The sequence below is a fragment of the Pseudomonas imrae genome (assembly GCF_046352735.2).
Taxonomy (GTDB): Bacteria; Pseudomonadota; Gammaproteobacteria; order Pseudomonadales; family Pseudomonadaceae; genus Aquipseudomonas; species Aquipseudomonas imrae.
Genome location: NZ_CP110853.2, coordinates 3,089,326 through 3,104,967 on the forward strand (window position 1 = coordinate 3,089,326; position 15,642 = coordinate 3,104,967).

Here is a 15,642-nt window from a genome sequence, read left to right on the forward strand (position 1 = left end):
AACCCTTCCCAAGGAGATAGAACAATGAGCGATAACATCTTCACCGGCTGCATTCCCGCCCTGATGACCCCGTGCACCGCTGCACGTAAACCGGACTTCGACGCGCTGGTCGCCAAGGGCCGTGAACTGATCGACCTCGGTATGAGCGCGGTGGTGTATTGCGGCTCCATGGGCGATTGGCCGCTGCTCACCGAGGCCGAACGCCAGGAAGGCGTGGCGCGCCTGGTGGCAGCCGGCGTGCCGACCATTGTCGGTACAGGAGCGGTCAACAGCCGTGAAGCGGTATCCCATGCCGCCCATGCAGCACAGGTCGGCGCCCACGGCTTGATGGTCATTCCACGGGTGCTGTCCCGTGGTGCCTCGGCCACTGCACAAAAGGCCCATTTCGCTGCAATCCTCAGCGCCGCGCCCAACCTGCCAGCAGTGATTTACAACAGTCCGTATTACGGCTTTGCGACCCGTGCCGATCTGTTCTTCGAACTGCGTCGCGAGTACCCGAACCTGATCGGTTTCAAGGAGTTCGGTGGTGGCGCAGACTTGCGCTACGCGGCAGAAAACATCACCTCACAGGACGATGCCGTCACCCTGATGGTAGGTGTCGACACCCAAGTGGTGCATGGCTTCGTCAATTGCAACGCCACCGGCGCCATCACCGGCATCGGCAACGCCTTGCCCCGTGAAGTCCTGCAACTGGTCGCCCTCAGCAAAAAAGCCGCCAAGGGTGACGCCAAGGCTCGCCGTCTGGCGCGTGAACTGGAGGCTGCGCTGGCGGTGCTGTCGTCCTTCGACGAAGGCTGCGACCTGGTGCTCTATTACAAGCATCTGATGGTGCTCAATGGCGATCAGGCCTACAGCCTGCACTTCAACGAAACCGACGTACTCAGCGATGCCCAACGGCGTTATGCCGAGAACCAGTACGCGTTGTTCCGCCAGTGGTATGCCAATTGGTCGGCCGAGCAGAACGTCGACTGATAACGGGTGCGCCGCTGTGATGCAACTGGGCCTCACAGCGGCCAAACACACCATCAAGAACCCTCATTCTCAGGATCAAACCATGACACTGACAGGCAACATGCTGATCGGTCAGCACGCCATTGCAGGCTGCCGCGAGGCGATCCGCGCCATCAACCCCGCGACCAACAACGCTCTGGAGCCGGCCTATCACGGCGGCACCGGCGAGCAGGTGGAACAAGCATGCGCACTGGCGTGGTCAGCCTTCGATAGCTATCGCGAGACGTCGTTGGCGGCACGTGCCGAATTCCTTGAAGCGATCGCCAACGAAATCGAAAAGCTGGGCGACGAACTGATCGACCGCGCGGTCGCCGAGACCGGTCTGCCGCATCCGCGAATCCTCGCTGAACGAGGTCGTACCTGCCAGCAGTTGCGCACCTTTGCCCGCACCGTGCGCAGCGGCGAATGGCTGGATGTGCGGGTCGATACCCCCCAGCCACAACGCCAACCGTTGCCCCGTGCGGACCTGCGTCAGCGTCAAATACCGCTGGGGCCGGTGGCGGTGTTCGGTGCCAGCAACTTTCCGCTGGCCTTCTCCGTTGCCGGCGGCGACACCGCATCGGCGCTCGCCGCCGGTTGCCCGGTAATTGTCAAAGCCCACAGTGCCCACCCAGGCACCAGCGAACTGGTAGGCGGCGCGTTGGCTCGGGCCGTCAGACACTGCGGACTGCCCGAGGGGGTATTCTCATTGCTGTTTGGTTCCGGCCGCGAAGTGGGCATTGCCTTGGTCAATGACTCGCGGATCAAGGCGGTTGGATTCACCGGCTCGCAAAGTGGCGGCATAGCGTTGTGCAAGGCGGCGCAATCGCGTCGCGAACCCATTCCGGTGTATGCGGAGATGAGTTCGATCAACCCGGTCTATCTGTTTCCCGCAGCGCTGCAGTCTCGCTGCGAGACAATGGCACAAGGTTTCGTCACATCCCTGACCCAGGGCGCGGGGCAGTTTTGCACCAATCCTGGCCTGGTGATTGCTATTCAAGGTCCGGACCTCGCGCGCTTTATCAGCATCGCCAGCGACCTGCTCCAGCGCAGTCCGGCACAGACCATGCTCACCCCCGGCATCTTCAACGCATTTGAAAGCAGTGTCGCTACATTGACGGGACATGCCCAACTGGCCGCCACCGGGTTGGCTGCCGAAGGTCCGAACCAATGCCAGGCACATCTGTTCACCACTCAGGCGCGTGACTTTCTGACTGACCATCGCCTGCAAACCGAAGTATTCGGTGCCGCCTCGCTGGTTGTGCAATGCGCCAGCGCAGATGAAATGCGCGAGGTGACTGAACACCTGGAAGGCCAGTTGACCGCCACCCTGCATCTGGACGACAACGACATCGGACATGCGCAAGCGCTGATGCCTGCCCTGGAGCGCAAGGCCGGGCGCCTGTTGGTAAATGGCTGGCCGACCGGCGTCGAAGTGTGCGATGCCATGGTCCATGGCGGCCCCTTTCCGGCCACCTCGGACTCGCGCTCGACCTCGGTGGGCACTGCAGCCATCCTGCGTTTCCTGCGCCCGGTCTGCTACCAGGACTTCCCTGACAGTCTGTTGCCGTCCCCCCTCAGGCACGACAATCCGCTGGCGCTGCGCCGCTTGCTCGACGGTCAGCGAGAAGCCTAGGCCATGTCGGATTCCTTGATGGCAAACAACCTGACAAACCAGACCGATATAGCCGTCGTCGGCGCAGGTATCATTGGCGTCGCCTGCGCTCTGCAACTGGCTCGCCAAGGGCGGCGGGTAGTGATCATCGATCAACAGGCACCCGGCATGGGCGCCTCATTCGGCAATGCCGGGCACCTGGCGACCGAGCAAGTGTTTCCCATCGCAGATGGGTCGATTCTCAAGCGTTTGCCCGGCATGCTCATGGACCCGATGGGCCCGTTGCGCCTGGACTGGAAGTACCTGCCCCGCGCCCTGCCCTGGTTCATGCGCCTGCTGTTGAACCTGCGCCCGGCGCCCTATCAACGCACGGTAACCGGTATTCGCGCGCTCAATGAAACTAGCCTGGGTGCCTGGCAGCGCCTGCTCCAGTCGATCTCCCGGCCCGAACTGTTGAAAGAAGACGGCTCGCTGCTGGTGTTCGAACGGCACGCGTCCTATGCAGCCATTCAAGCGCTGCAAGCCCGCATGCGTCAGCAACAGGTGCCGGTCGAGCTTTGGTCTGCCCAAGGGGTCCAAGCGATGGCTCCGCAGTTGAGCGAACAAATTAAGGGCGGCTTGTTTTTTGCGCAGACCGGACATTTCATCGATCCCTATCAGCTTGTTTGCGAACTGATGGAGGCCGCCAAGGCTCATGGTGTGCAGTTCTTCAGGCAGCGGGTCGAGGACGCGCAACTTACCGAGCATGGTGTGTCGCTGCAAACTGATCAGGGGTGCTTGAACGCCAGCCAAGTGTTGATCGCATGTGGCGCTCACTCGGCCAGGCTGACCCACGCGCTCACCGGTAAAAAAGTGCCGTTGGACACCGAGCGCGGCTATCACCTGATGCTGCCACATGAGCACGAGCGGTTGCCGTTTGCTGTCACCTCCCTGGAGCGCAAGTTCATCATGACGCCCATGGCCGCTGGCTTGAGACTGGCGGGCACTGTCGAGTTCGCCGGCCTGGACCGGCCGCCGAACATGGCACGAGCCTGGCAGTTGCATCGTCTGAGCCAGGGTTTGTTTCGTCGCGACTTAAACGCGGAGTCGGCGACGCCATGGATGGGGTTTCGCCCATCCTTGCCAGACTCTCTGCCCATCATCGACCGGGTCTGCGCTGGCAAGGTGTTGCTTGCTTTCGGCCATCAGCATTTGGGTCTGACTCAGGCAGCCGTCACGGCTGAGCTCATCGCTCAAATGGCATCGCCCCACAGGGCTGCTTCGCACGGCTTGCCGGCGCTGCCCCCTTACCGCCTGGATCGATTCTGAGGGTTATTGGTCCGGCCCGCTGACAAAAAATAGTTTGTTACAACTGGACTGCGTGCAGTGCAAGAACTTTGAGCTTCAGGCCGGTTCTTAAACACAAGACGTGTCTTAACCGTGAGCGTCTCATCACTACCTGCTGAGGTTCACACTATGCGAATGACACTGCCTGCCCTAGCCCTGGGCATATTGGTTACACAGGGTGCCATGGCTGCTGGAGACGGCACTGCCGCTCTCGGAGGTGGTCTGGGTGGAGCCTTGGGTAACGTCGTAGGGCAACAGATCGGTGGCTCCACAGGTGCCGCAGTAGGTGCTGGCGTCGGCGGGGCCGCCGGTAGCGCAATCGGCGCACCACGAGGCAACAAAACCGAAGCGGCCATTGGTGGCGGCCTCGGATCGGCTGGCGGCTCGGTTATCGGCAATCGCCTGGGAGGCACCACCGGCTCCACCATCGGCGCCGGCCTGGGTGGCGCGGCGGGTGGCGCAATTGGCAATAACCTTGCCGACGACGACCACCGTTCTGATGGCAAGAAATACAAGAACAAAGGCAAGCACAAACACAAACACAAAAACAAACACCACTGATGCTCTGAGGAGCATCAAATAGAGCCCGGCCAAGTGCCGGGTTCGTTGTTTGTGGCAGGTACGCTAGCCAGCTAAAACTGGAAAAAACGGTCGGGACGGCACGGACCAAGTGCTGGAGAGTTCCTGGCATCGATTATCTCTTCACTGGCAAGACGCCCCACTATCGCCGCCAGGATAACCCCCGGATGCATCGCGCAAACGTATACACCGCCGACTTTTGGCAAGTACCCGATGATGGGGATGCCATCGACGGGAAATGGCCTGAGCCCGATACAGGACAATTCCGGCTCAATCGAAACAACTCCATGGAGCTCGTTCTGAATGGCCCGGGCCGCCCGTAGCGCTATCGCTGCTGGCTGGTTTTCCAAGGCGTCGTCCACGTAGTCTTCCGCCGCCAGCAACGTACCATCGCTATCTTGCCTCACCTCCATTTCAGGGTTGGAGATAATTGTCTGCACAAGATTGGGCTGTGACTTGTAGCGAATGAAAATCGCAGGAGAAGCCTCTATTGGAAGAGAGACCCCGAGCAAGTCCGTGAGCCTCGTAATACCCGTGCCTGCCGCCAACACCACGACATCGGCATCGATGATGCCCCTTTGTGTCTCGACGCCTGTCACCTGTGCCCCCTGCACTGCAAAGCCCAGAACCGGAGTATGTGTGAAGACCTTCGCCCCACGTGCCTGGGCACCTGCAACCAAGGCATGCGTTACTTGCACTGCATCCAACGAGCCTTCTTCAGCCTGAAAAAAAGCGTGTTGAGGAGGGTTCTTGAGATTGGGCTCGATATCGAGAATCCGAGCGCCGGAGATCCGGGTTGCCGAAACCTGGTTATCGTTTGACTGCAGCCCTGCATCCATATTTACGCCGTAAGTCAGCGCGCCAGTCCATCGCACCTTCAAGGCAGGTAGTTCAGCCTCAAGTCGACGGTACTCGTCGATGGCTGCATTGCGTAACAGCGCGATAGGATCGCCGCCGCGGTGAAACGTGTTGAGCCATGCAAACGAGGCCGCTGTCACTCCGCACGCGATATCCTGGGCTTCGATCAAAGTGACGCTCGCACCTTTGCACGCCAGGTGATACGCCAGGGACGCGCCCACGATGCCCGCACCAATGACGACAACCTGCTTGCCCAGCACATTGCCCATATCAGCCTCCACTCCATCGAACGGATGATTGTACGAAAGTCACAGGGGGCCAGGCATGAAAATCGCGGCACTCATGTTCCCCCTTTTTCTGTCTTGCCAGCTCCCGATGACATTGCTAATGTCGACCCATGAATAACTATCGCCTCACATCGATTACCACCACCACGACCGCTCAAAGCGGAGCGTGCGAGGTGTCGTGAGCCAATAGCAGACGAACTTCAAAGGCCCGCCAGCAATGGACAGGGCCTTTTTTTGTGCCTTGTGTCGCTGGCTCAAACGCAAGGAGATGCACCCATGTACGCCCTGTTGATACTCGATATCCAAGTTGGGCTTGTTCACGGCCCGGAAAAGCCTTGGCGCTGCGAAGAGCTGTTGGCAACCGTGAATGCCCTGATGGACAAAGCACGCAGCGCAGGTGCTGCGATTTTCCTGGCGCGCCACGTTGGGCCCGCTGGGTCACCAATCGAACCCGGTAGCCCACTGACGATGCTTGCGCAAGAATTGGAGCTGCGGGGTGGGGAAATAGTGTTTGAGAAGCGACGACCCAACGCTTTCGAAATGACCGACCTGGTTGGCAACTTGCGCTCTCGCGGCGTCACCGGTGTGGTAGTCACAGGAATGAAAACTCAATATTGCGTCGACAGCACCTGCCGTGCTGCCCGCGATCTTGGGTTCGATGCAGTACTGGTCGCCGATGGCCATACCTGCTCAGATACGTCAGTAATGAAAGCTCAGGACATCGTCGCCCATCACAATGCAACGCTGGACGGAGCATTCTGCCGCCTGGTGCGGGCCGAGGAGTGGCACTTCTGCGACTCTGCTTCCTAGAAGCCCAACTTGCGCAATAGCAGAGCCTCGATGTTGTGATCATCTGCGTTGGTCTGGGTCACCTCAAAAGCGTTCTCAAGCCTTCTGATAATTTCATTATTCATGCTCCGCCTCCCCGCCTTCGCAGTGCTTTTGATTTTCGCATGTAGCGGACGGGGAAGACGGACAAGGAAAGCCTGAAGGTTACTCTGCATCTGGTATGCTCTAGCGGTATCGATGGGGCAATATCATATGAACATCATCGTACGGATAGCGTTAAGACTCTTCTGAAAAAAAGCTGGATATCTCTGTTTTAAACATCGTCACGAATGAACTTGCACAAACCGCTTTGCCACCATTTACATTCCATCCATCGCGACTACGCTATAAAACTTATTCATTTGAGCTGAGGGATAGATGGACACCTTAAACAGGCTCGAAATAGAGGCGGTGCTCTCCAGCCGCCTTCCAAAGTGCACAATTTCCTGCACAATCAGCGCTGACAGTACCTTGTCCGTGGATGTTACAGGCCCGGACTCAGACCAGTTCACCATCATTAACATCGATCGAGGCCAATACCATGGCGAGGCCGGTATCAATAAGCTCGCCCGCGAAATCCTCGAAGAAATGGTGATTTCACGACGGGCGACTCGAAGCCATGGATAGCGAGTTCTCTCTGCCGATTCTACTGGCACACCCCGCTGCTGTAGTAACCTCAGGCATGGCGGCCCGGTGCAAACTCTCCGGGGCTTCAGCTGATCTTATCTTTCGCGGTAAGAAACCAGGCTGATGATATGCAAAAAATCTTGATGATTCTTGCAGCCATATTTGTGTCAGGGTGAACCGCCCCCCAGCACCTTAAACATCTTCAGCCCTAGAAACAAAAAGCCCCGCATTATTCGCCCCACCGTCACACCGGCTCAGCCGCGACAACTCTGGAACGCCGGGCAAAAGCCAGCACCATCAGCAGACCCAGACCAGCCATTGCTGCTCCGGCCAGGGAAATCGCCGGATAACCCAACCCAGCGTTGATCACCGCGCCGCCCAGCGCCGCACCAATTGCATTGCCGAAGTTGAAAGCACCGATATTCACTGCCGAGGCTAGATTGGGCGCGTCCTTGGCGGCTTCCATCACGCGCATTTGCAATGGAGGTACCAAGGCAAAACTGGCTATACCCCAGATCAAGATAGAAACTGCAGCCAGCAGCGGCCAGCGCATCAGGACAGTGAACGCCAGCAAGACGAGAATCAGCACGCTCAGCGAAACGATCAGGGTACGGTCTATCGAGCGATCCGCGGCTTTGCCGCCCCACATATTGCCCAGAGTCAGCCCCACACCGAACAGCACCAACATGACAGTGATAAAGGTGCTGGAGGCATGGGTCTCGCTACTCAGGATCGGCGCGATATAAGTGAAGACGGTGAACATTGCACCTGAGCCAACTACGGTCAGGGCCAACGCCCCTAGCACCGGGCCACGGCCCAATACCCGAATTTCTGCCAGCACACCTCTGCTTTGCGGTGCAGGCACGTTGGGCAGGGCAAACCACAATGCGGCCATAGCCACCACGCCCAGACCGGTAATTCCCCAGAATGCGCAGCGCCAGCCGAACAGTTCGCCAAACCAGGCGGCCAGCGGCACACCGCCGATGGTTGCCAGCGTCAGGCCCATGAACATGGCCGCGACCGCCCCTGCACGCTTCTCCGGGGCAACCAAACTGGCGGCGACGATGGAGCCAACGCCAAAGAACGCACCATGGTTCAGTGAGGTCACCACCCTGGCGACCATAAGGCTGTAATAGTCGGTCGCCAGAGCTGACATCAGATTACCCAAGGTAAAAATCGCCATGAGTCCGATCAACAAATAACGCCGGGGAATCCTGCCGGTGGTCAAGGTCACCAGCGGTGCGCCGAGCAGTACTCCGAGGGCGTAAGCACTGACCAACAGACCTGCGGCGGGAATGGAAACGCCAAGGTCTGCAGCGATGCCCGGCAACATGCCCATGGGGGCAAACTCAGTGACGCCGATGCCAAAGGCACCAATGGCAAGTGCGAAAAGTGGTGGGTTGATACGCATGGAAGGCTCCTTATCTGTGCTGCAAATGCTACGATTCAGCCTTTTCAGGCGGTAGATAGCATTTCTGACAAGCACCTTTGCGCGCGGAGCACAGATGGATTTCAATGGCAGATCAGGCGAAATGGCTATGTTCGCTACAGTGGCGCAAGAGGGCAGCCTGTCGGCTGCCGCTCGTGCATTGGGGCTGACACCTTCGGCAGTCAGTCGGATCATTGCGCGTACCGAACAACGTCTTGGCACGCGCCTGCTGCTGCGCACCACTCGATCAATCACTTTCACCGCCGAAGGCGAGGCTTACCTGCGCGGCGCCCGGCGTATCTTGGCCGACATGGCGGAAGTCGAAGAAGCCATCGCCGACCAGGGCGTGCCGAGGGGCCGTCTGCGGGTCAGTGCCGCCCTCGGCCATGGGCGACAGACCATCGTTCCCTTGGTGGCAGCATTCAGCGCCCGCTAGGCCCAGACGATGGAATCATCGTTGCCTGGAAGTGAGGGAGCACAAGAAACAGGAGTCCGTATAAAACCATATTTCGGATTAGACAATGCTGAAATTTTACCAGCCCCACGACTAGAACAGTTCAAACATCGAATTTTATGTTTAAAAAAGCAAGTATGCTATCCGACAGAGAAGCCATTTGCGGAAAAAACATCATTGACAAACTGCTAAAGCACAAGGCTGCCAGTAGAAATCTTATAGTTGTAACTCACAACACCTGCATGAAAGATTTAGTAAGGACAAGCGGACAGAAGTATTCATGGAACCCTGAACATGGGAGCCCACCACTTTCAAAAAACAAGAAAAAAGGAAAACAGATTATCGACATTTTAAATGCTGATAACATCCCTAAAAAACCATCGGCAATTTAAAAAACCATTCACAAAAAAACTTAAAACAAAATCAAACCTCACCCTTCAGAGTTTAACGCATTGAATATAAATTAGTTGCACTCAAAGCAATAGGCAGTTTAGCGCTTGCACTTTCATTGAACGCCCAAGCCGAAGTTGACTACGGTTACATGTATCCACCCATGCTACCGAATGAACAAAGCATGAACGATTTACCTTATGCCATTCCGTGTGCAGAGGCCGAAAACCAGTATGGGGCAAAATTCTACCGTTGCACATGGTATAGCATTCCAAGAAATATTCCTCAGTGGAGTGTACAGCAGCAGCGTAACGTCACCTTCAGCAACCACGTCAGCGGGAAATGTATGCGAGGCACTTGTCGTGCATCCAATGGCTCAGGCATCTATGGCATGTACGGTCAAGACCTCAACTTTAGCCTATCTGTTAACTTTTACATCTATGAAAGCGAGGATGGTTATCCGATAGCCTATCGCATGGACGGTGGACCAAACAAAAAGGGGAAAGAGGTTACCTACGCTCAAGCCCGTACAACACTCCAAGACTTCTTACTTGATCACGGCATCAGCAATACAAGCGTGAAAGACTCAATTGCTGCCTACTCAATGGATGCGAATGCAACGAGCGGTTCGTCAGTCGATAACGTTCCACAGGTCGAAAATACCCCCATGACAAAACCCACAAAAAACATTGACGTGAAAGAAGCCTGGTGCAACCCGCGCGCAGACGATGAATGCACCATCAATGGCAAAAGCGCCCAAGGCGGAGTTCAAGCAATACCTGCCAGCAGTCTATGAACTAGAAGTACTCAACGCCGGCTACTGCGAATATCCGATTTGCCATGACAAAAATGATAAGCCGGTCGTTATCAACTAATGCAAAGGCACGGCGCTTAGCGTGCCTTTATTTTTTGTTAACCAGGAAATATAGTACATTTAAGTAAGCGGTAAGTTGATGGCGTGGATTTTATCGGCGATGATGAAAAGTCCAATCAGACTGCTCTGATTTTTCAATCGTAAAAAACCTTCAACGCGCGCTGGCTATCACTGGTAAGTAATCGTGAACGTCGCCGACGCATTGGCCGGGCCCGGCGTCACCTTGTTCCCTGTCTGCAAGTAGCGGGCCTTCAGTGGGATTGTGTAACTGCCCTCGGTGGTGAGCAGGTTAAGCCCGGCACTTCGGTTTGTTGCCAGGGGCAAACCGGTTCCATTAGGCAGGGCAATCTGCAAACCAATGCCGGTGGCCGAAGGTGCAGTGCCCGCAGCGCTCGGGTCGAGGTTCATGACACCCGTGCCAGGGGTAATCGCTGTTCGCGCCGCATCAATGCGAAACAGCAGGCTGTTATCGGTCCGGGCTCCACTGGTACCGCTGCCGCTAGGATTACTGCCGCTATTGGAGGTCCAGCCTGACGCATTCGTGGCGAATGTTCCGTTGAACGCCGGGCAGTTGTTTAATGCGATGGAAAAATCCTTCCAGCCTGTGGCGCTATTGACGCCGGTAAAGGCTTTGAGCTGATGCGTTCCCATGGGCACCGACACATTCGGTGTATTGCAAGTGCGCGAGACAATTTGAAGACTACCGGAAATACCCATCTTGAAGCCCAGCACCCTGGCATCACCGAAGTTGCCGAACAGGCTCACGATCGGCAACGTATTGCCCACTAGCACACCCGGCGTCACGTCGCCCAGCTTGATCAAGACCAGCTCAAAATTGGAAGGCCCATCCATTGGGACCATGCACCTGAAGCCCGGCGAACACGTGGTCGCACTTTTGTCAGTTTGCCTTGGCAACGGGCCCCCCCAGCTAGTGAAGGCGACCCCCAGCCCTGGAATGCTGGTTCTGTAGACTTTGTTGGCATACGTCCCGGTAGACACACTGGCCAGGCCATAGCTGGAGTCGACTGTCAGCTCGCTCCACTGTTGATACGGGGCTGTGAGGCATTCAAGTCTGGGGGCCTGGCCAGCAGCGATGTTGAATTGCTGACGATAGACTTCAGTACCCACCGGCACATCCCGCCCGACAGTGATGGCCGATATCTGCAATGGCATGAAGCCCACGGCCGGCTGAATACCATTCGTGTAGGTGCAGGTGACCGCCATGGCCGTACCTGCCGCCGCCCACAGTGCCGCAACGGCCAGGCCCGACTTGATCAAAGCGCCGATAGTCATAACTGTACCTTTTGAAAAGTGTCGGGCTTCACGCTGCCAGCGACTTGTTTACCTGCCGCGCACAGCGCGTCAACTTGCTGCAATTGCTGGTCTTCGCCCGGGCCTGGAGGAATCATCAAGGCGCACTGCTGATGCGCCTGGCTGCCCCAGTTGATCCGTAACTGACGGGTGCCTGGCTTGATCCGTGCGTAGAGCAGGCCACCCTGGCCGACCATGCCTACCGAGGTACCGTCGCCATCCGTCACACCTGCGCCAAACGGCAGGCTGCTGCCATCGTCCAGGCGCACGTTGAGCAACACGGCCCGGCCCTGGTTGGTGGTGTATTTGAGCAGAACCACAGCACCGGCACGCGGTGCCACCTGCTGGCTGGTTTCGTTGAGCTCGACGTCCAGCGAGCTGCCAATCGGGTCGATTGCGACTTCGTTCAATTCATAAGGGCGCAGGTACGGCACGACGGCGTTGCCGCTGCCATCCAGCTTGAGCCCCGGATAACCCGCTACTTTGGCGCCCTCGGCACCCGGCGCATTGACGACTGCCATGGTCTCGCCACGATAAGGCGTCATCGTCACACCACCGGGGTGCGCAACCACCGTGCCACTGGCCCCAAAGGACGCGCTGGTATACCCGTCGCCACGCCCCAATGCTGCACTGAGCATGGCGCGGGCGCCGGTGTATTGACCGTTGAGCGAAGCGCTTTTGTTGCGGCTGGCTCCGTCATGGCCGATCGTGGCGCTGTAACCGTACTGACGGTCCTCACCGGCGGTGCCGCTGATACCGGCTTGCTCATTGAAGTGGCCCTGGGAATCACGGCCCACTTGCGCCGTGAGTTGCGGGGCAAACCGCGAAGCGCCGAATTCCAGAGGCATACTCATGGTCAGCAGAAAGCTGTTCTCCATGTCACCCAATCCGACACGGCTGCGGTTGGCATTGAGGCTGAAACTCACGCGGTTAAACTGTTTGCTGTAACTGAACTGGTACTGCACATCGCTGCCCGGCAGGTTCCAGTAGTTCTGCGCATAACCGCTGATCGCTACCTGCCCCCACTCCCCCAGACTCTGGTCAGCCGTGACCGACAAGCGGCTACGCGGACGCCCAAGCATGCTCGAGTCCCAACCATTTTTTTCGGCGTCCAGCAGTTGCACTGCGTTATTGAAATCCAGGTAGTCACGGGTGGAAAACCGATAGGCCGCGACTGAGAAATTACTGCCCGTGCTGAGCACATTCTTGCTGTAGGACACACGCATGCTCTGCCCCTTGGCGGTACCGCTCGCCAGATCAGTCTGGGCATGGGTCACGTCCACCGCCACGGCGCCGATGGGCGTGCCAAAGGCCAGGCCGGCGAGTACTGCCGTGTAGTTGTCACTCGACTGCACGCCACCAAAACCGGTGAAGGTGTTGTTCAAGCCATATTGCAGTGTGCCTTGCAGCAGGCGGGCCTGGTCATCGACGAAATTATTCCGGGTTTCACCGGCGGTCAGGCTGAAACGCGTGGTGCCAGGGCGCAGCAATTGGCTGACCGAGGCATAGGGCACGATAAAGCTCTGCTCGGTGCCGTCCGCTTCAGCAACGGTCACGTTGAGGTCACCGCCGTAGCCGGTGGAGTACAAGTCGTCGATTTCAAAAGCGCCGGGGGCCACGGTGGTTTCCAGCAGCACGTTGCCTGCCTGGCGAACGATCACCCGCGCGTTGGTGCGAGCAATGCCGCGAATGACCGGGGCGTAACCGCGCATCGAGTCGGGCAGCATGCGGTCGTCGCTGGCCAGTTGCACGCCGCGATAGGACAAGGTATCAAAAATATCGCCCGTGGTATTGGATTCGCCTACCGTCAATTGGCTTTTCAGTGCAGTGATATCGCGCTGGGCATAACTGTCCAGGGCCTGGTACTGAGTGCCCTGGAGTGACTGCCAGCTCATGGAGGCATTGTGGCGCAGCCGCCAGTCGCCCACGTTAAGACCCGCATTGAGCCCCAGGTAGGCCGAGTCAGAGCTGCCGGTGCGGGTATGGTTGCGATTGCTGTTGAAGTTGTAACTGAGCATACCGGCGGTAACACCGCGGTCCCACAATTCCGGGCTGACATAACCCCGCGCATTACGCTTGAGCGACACCTGCGGAATACTGAGGTCGAGGGCCTGGTTATCGGGTGAAAAACTCGCGCTTGCGCCCGCAATCAAACGCCCCACTGCTGCGCAACTTTGGCTGTCGAGCGCTAGGCTGGCCTCGGGCGACAGGCTGGACATTTCCACGCCCTGACGCTCCAGAAACGCACGGTTCATGCACACGACAGGGCTGCTCCCATCGGCTTGAGCCTCGATGCGAATGTCCTGGCGACTGTTCAACTGACCATTGAGTATCACGTCCGCGCGATATTGCCCCGGCATCACCGGGTTGCCGCTTTGATACGCGCCAAGATCAAGACTGCGTGAGTCTTCAGGCAGGAACGCATCGTTGAACTGCACCTCTTGCGCCAGCGCAATTTGCACGCCACAGGCACCTGGAACGATAGCCAACGCTCTGAGAATCAAGATCGTCAGCGGATTCAAGGCGAAGCGAGGCTGCGCCTCCAGGAAGTGCCTGGAGCGGGAAGAGGTCTTCATAGATAACTCGCGCGTAAAATCGTCAGTGATTAATCAAGGCTTGAGTGTTTTGCGGATCAGGACCAAAGCGCCGTAATCGTTGATGGCGTTGAACTCGACATGAGCAGCGCCGACTGGCCGGCGTTTGAGCGTCGGTAGCAGGAACTGCCGGGTTTCGCCCGGACCGACCATCCCATCCTCGCTACGGTCCCTCTGGGCGCCTGCTACAAGATCCAACTCCACCAGCGATACGTGGAACGCCGTCGGATTGAATGCCTGCAGTGCCATGCCTTGACCGCTACGTGCTGGAACCAATTGCCATTGCACTTGCTCGATTGCCTCGCTGGCGGTGCCAGGCAGCGTCATGGGGCGGTAGAACAATTTGATCCGCGAGCGAAAAGCCATCTGCAAGGTGTTGAGATCTTCAGCGCCCTGAGGCTTGGGCGGGATCTCCAACACGTTGAGCCAGAACACAGATTCTTTGTCCTGGGCCAATGGTGCGCCAGTGAACATCACCCGAAGGCTTTGCCCCTTGGCAGGATCAATACGGGCCACGGGTGGTGAAAGTACAAAAGGTGCTTTAGAGCTGGTGGGTGTTGATTCAACACTCCCCGTGTCGATCCACGACTGCGTCAGTGCAGGCTGTGTGCCGTTATTATTGAGCTTTACCGTGATTTCCTTCTGGTCCGACGGGTAGATCAAACGCGTACCGGTGATCACTACACCCGCCGTCGCCTGAAAGCACACAAGTGCTGTAAGACTTGCCAGAAGCAGTTGTTTCAATGGAAGTGTGCAAAGCATTACGTCGTCCCGTTGCCGCCTGGAAGCCCGCCCTGTCCATGTCGAACAGGGCGGGCGTCCAAGGCATGCGACTTACTGATAGTTGATAGAGTAAGTGACGGCGCTGTTGAGCTTGCCCGGAGTAGTCACGCCTTGGGCGTAGTACTGAACGGCGTATGGCAGCTCTGCAGTCAAGGCGACTGGGTCGATGTTGATACGGCTGGTGCTGGACACCTGACCGGTGTCGCCGGCTTTGATAGCAAGACCGGTAACGCCGTCGAGCAGTTGCAGTTGGACGTTGCCGGCAGCCCCCTTGGTGATCAGGTTGCCGCTCTTCGGATCAACGTTGGCACCGGACTCAAAGAAAGCAGAGGCTGTTTTGAGTGTGGCGGAGCACTTGCTCAACTGAATATTAAAACCGGTGGCGCCGGCCACTTTACCGGCAGAAGCCAGCACCGAGGTCGACAGCGTCGGCAGCGTAACGACCGTGCCGTCTGCGGCAGCGCCATTCACAGCAACGGTGCAGGTCTCAGCCACCAGTTCGCCGTTGAAGTTGATGGTGCCGTCTGCTGCCATAGCGGCGGAGGTGGCGGTGGCAGCGACCAGTACAGCGAGGGCGCGAGCTTTGTAATTCATGTGTCACTCCGAAAAAGCAATGTTCTATATTAAGTTTGGGAGCTTCCTGATCCGGAGCACCCCTGCTATGTTGCGGGACCAAGTGTAGAAATTTCGCCACAAC

14 protein-coding genes and 1 pseudogene are annotated in these 15,642 nt (G+C 57.7%); 8 read left to right on the forward strand and 7 right to left on the reverse strand.

The window, feature by feature from the left end:
• Positions 1–24 precede the first annotated feature (24 nt).
• From OQ460_RS13730 to OQ460_RS13745, 4 genes are all read left to right on the forward strand, one after another.
• Positions 25–972 carry a dihydrodipicolinate synthase family protein gene (locus OQ460_RS13730; protein WP_410018016.1) on the forward strand — a complete coding sequence of 316 codons (948 nt, stop codon included), beginning with the start codon at positions 25–27 and terminating at the stop codon, positions 970–972.
• An 82-nt stretch (positions 973–1,054) separates the two neighbouring features.
• Positions 1,055–2,626: an aldehyde dehydrogenase (NADP(+)) gene (locus OQ460_RS13735; protein WP_410018017.1), complete on the forward strand. Its 1,572-nt coding sequence runs from the start codon at positions 1,055–1,057 to the stop codon at positions 2,624–2,626.
• A gap of 3 nt (positions 2,627–2,629) precedes the next feature.
• Positions 2,630–3,913 (forward strand): NAD(P)/FAD-dependent oxidoreductase, encoded by a 1,284-nt coding sequence (locus tag OQ460_RS13740; protein ID WP_410018018.1) that lies wholly within the window; start codon positions 2,630–2,632, stop codon positions 3,911–3,913.
• Positions 3,914–4,060: 147 nt separating this feature from the next.
• Entirely contained in the window at positions 4,061–4,492 is a 432-nt protein-coding gene (locus tag OQ460_RS13745) for a glycine zipper domain-containing protein (protein ID WP_410018019.1), read from the forward strand.
• A 71-nt stretch (positions 4,493–4,563) separates the two neighbouring features.
• On the opposite strand, the gene OQ460_RS13750 is transcribed toward OQ460_RS13745, so the two are convergent.
• A complete protein-coding gene (locus OQ460_RS13750) occupies positions 4,564–5,637 on the reverse strand; it encodes an NAD(P)/FAD-dependent oxidoreductase (protein ID WP_410018020.1) in 1,074 nt (357 codons plus the stop codon).
• 294 nt (positions 5,638–5,931) lie between these two features.
• On the opposite strand from OQ460_RS13750, the gene OQ460_RS13755 reads away from it, so the two are divergent.
• A complete protein-coding gene (locus tag OQ460_RS13755; RefSeq protein ID WP_410018021.1) occupies positions 5,932–6,465 on the forward strand; it encodes a cysteine hydrolase family protein in 534 nt (177 codons plus the stop codon).
• Here OQ460_RS13755 and OQ460_RS13760 read toward each other — a convergent pair.
• Positions 6,462–6,659 carry an Arc family DNA-binding protein gene (locus OQ460_RS13760; protein ID WP_410018022.1) on the reverse strand — a complete coding sequence of 66 codons (198 nt, stop codon included), beginning with the start codon at positions 6,657–6,659 and terminating at the stop codon, positions 6,462–6,464. The two genes, OQ460_RS13755 and OQ460_RS13760, sit on opposite strands and share 4 nt — an antisense overlap.
• 695 nt (positions 6,660–7,354) lie before the next feature.
• Entirely contained in the window at positions 7,355–8,521 is a 1,167-nt protein-coding gene (locus OQ460_RS13765; RefSeq protein ID WP_410018023.1) for an MFS transporter, read from the reverse strand.
• Between the two features lie 94 nt (positions 8,522–8,615).
• Between OQ460_RS13765 and OQ460_RS13770 the strand changes: the two are divergent.
• The 3 genes and pseudogenes from OQ460_RS13770 to OQ460_RS13780 form a co-directional block, all read left to right on the forward strand.
• Positions 8,616–8,972, forward strand: a pseudogene (locus tag OQ460_RS13770) (LysR family transcriptional regulator); the annotation flags it as partial.
• A 140-nt stretch (positions 8,973–9,112) separates the two neighbouring features.
• Positions 9,113–9,385, forward strand: coding sequence for a hypothetical protein (locus OQ460_RS13775; protein WP_410018024.1), 273 nt, complete (start codon positions 9,113–9,115; stop codon positions 9,383–9,385).
• Between the two features lie 182 nt (positions 9,386–9,567).
• Positions 9,568–10,179, forward strand: a complete 612-nt coding sequence (locus tag OQ460_RS13780; RefSeq protein ID WP_410018025.1) for a hypothetical protein — start codon at positions 9,568–9,570, stop codon at positions 10,177–10,179.
• Between the two features lie 246 nt (positions 10,180–10,425).
• Here OQ460_RS13780 and OQ460_RS13785 read toward each other — a convergent pair whose 3' ends face one another.
• The 4 genes from OQ460_RS13785 to OQ460_RS13800 all read right to left on the reverse strand — a co-directional run bounded on the left by OQ460_RS13785 (position 10,426) and on the right by OQ460_RS13800 (position 15,539).
• A complete protein-coding gene (locus OQ460_RS13785; protein WP_410018026.1) occupies positions 10,426–11,550 on the reverse strand; it encodes a fimbrial protein in 1,125 nt (374 codons plus the stop codon).
• Entirely contained in the window at positions 11,547–14,144 is a 2,598-nt protein-coding gene (locus OQ460_RS13790; protein WP_410018027.1) for a fimbria/pilus outer membrane usher protein, read from the reverse strand. Before OQ460_RS13790 ends, OQ460_RS13785 begins: the two co-directional genes overlap by 4 nt.
• 33 nt (positions 14,145–14,177) lie before the next feature.
• Positions 14,178–14,843: a fimbria/pilus periplasmic chaperone gene (locus OQ460_RS13795; RefSeq protein WP_421096168.1), complete on the reverse strand. Its 666-nt coding sequence runs from the start codon at positions 14,841–14,843 to the stop codon at positions 14,178–14,180.
• 153 nt (positions 14,844–14,996) lie between these two features.
• Positions 14,997–15,539 carry a fimbrial protein gene (locus tag OQ460_RS13800; protein WP_410018029.1) on the reverse strand — a complete coding sequence of 181 codons (543 nt, stop codon included), beginning with the start codon at positions 15,537–15,539 and terminating at the stop codon, positions 14,997–14,999.
• Between the last annotated feature and the right edge of the window lie 103 nt (positions 15,540–15,642).

Coding starts and splice junctions, on each gene's coding strand:
- OQ460_RS13730 (WP_410018016.1), top strand. CDS start 25: ATGAGCGATAACATCTTCACCGGCTGCATTCCCGCCCTGATGACCCCG.
- OQ460_RS13735 (WP_410018017.1), top strand. CDS start 1,055: ATGACACTGACAGGCAACATGCTGATCGGTCAGCACGCCATTGCAGGC.
- OQ460_RS13740 (WP_410018018.1), top strand. CDS start 2,630: ATGTCGGATTCCTTGATGGCAAACAACCTGACAAACCAGACCGATATA.
- OQ460_RS13745 (WP_410018019.1), top strand. CDS start 4,061: ATGCGAATGACACTGCCTGCCCTAGCCCTGGGCATATTGGTTACACAG.
- OQ460_RS13750 (WP_410018020.1), bottom strand. CDS start 5,637: ATGGGCAATGTGCTGGGCAAGCAGGTTGTCGTCATTGGTGCGGGCATC.
- OQ460_RS13755 (WP_410018021.1), top strand. CDS start 5,932: ATGTACGCCCTGTTGATACTCGATATCCAAGTTGGGCTTGTTCACGGC.
- OQ460_RS13760 (WP_410018022.1), bottom strand. CDS start 6,659: ATGCAGAGTAACCTTCAGGCTTTCCTTGTCCGTCTTCCCCGTCCGCTA.
- OQ460_RS13765 (WP_410018023.1), bottom strand. CDS start 8,521: ATGCGTATCAACCCACCACTTTTCGCACTTGCCATTGGTGCCTTTGGC.
- OQ460_RS13775 (WP_410018024.1), top strand. CDS start 9,113: ATGTTTAAAAAAGCAAGTATGCTATCCGACAGAGAAGCCATTTGCGGA.
- OQ460_RS13780 (WP_410018025.1), top strand. CDS start 9,568: ATGAACGATTTACCTTATGCCATTCCGTGTGCAGAGGCCGAAAACCAG.
- OQ460_RS13785 (WP_410018026.1), bottom strand. CDS start 11,550: ATGACTATCGGCGCTTTGATCAAGTCGGGCCTGGCCGTTGCGGCACTG.
- OQ460_RS13790 (WP_410018027.1), bottom strand. CDS start 14,144: ATGAAGACCTCTTCCCGCTCCAGGCACTTCCTGGAGGCGCAGCCTCGC.
- OQ460_RS13800 (WP_410018029.1), bottom strand. CDS start 15,539: ATGAATTACAAAGCTCGCGCCCTCGCTGTACTGGTCGCTGCCACCGCC.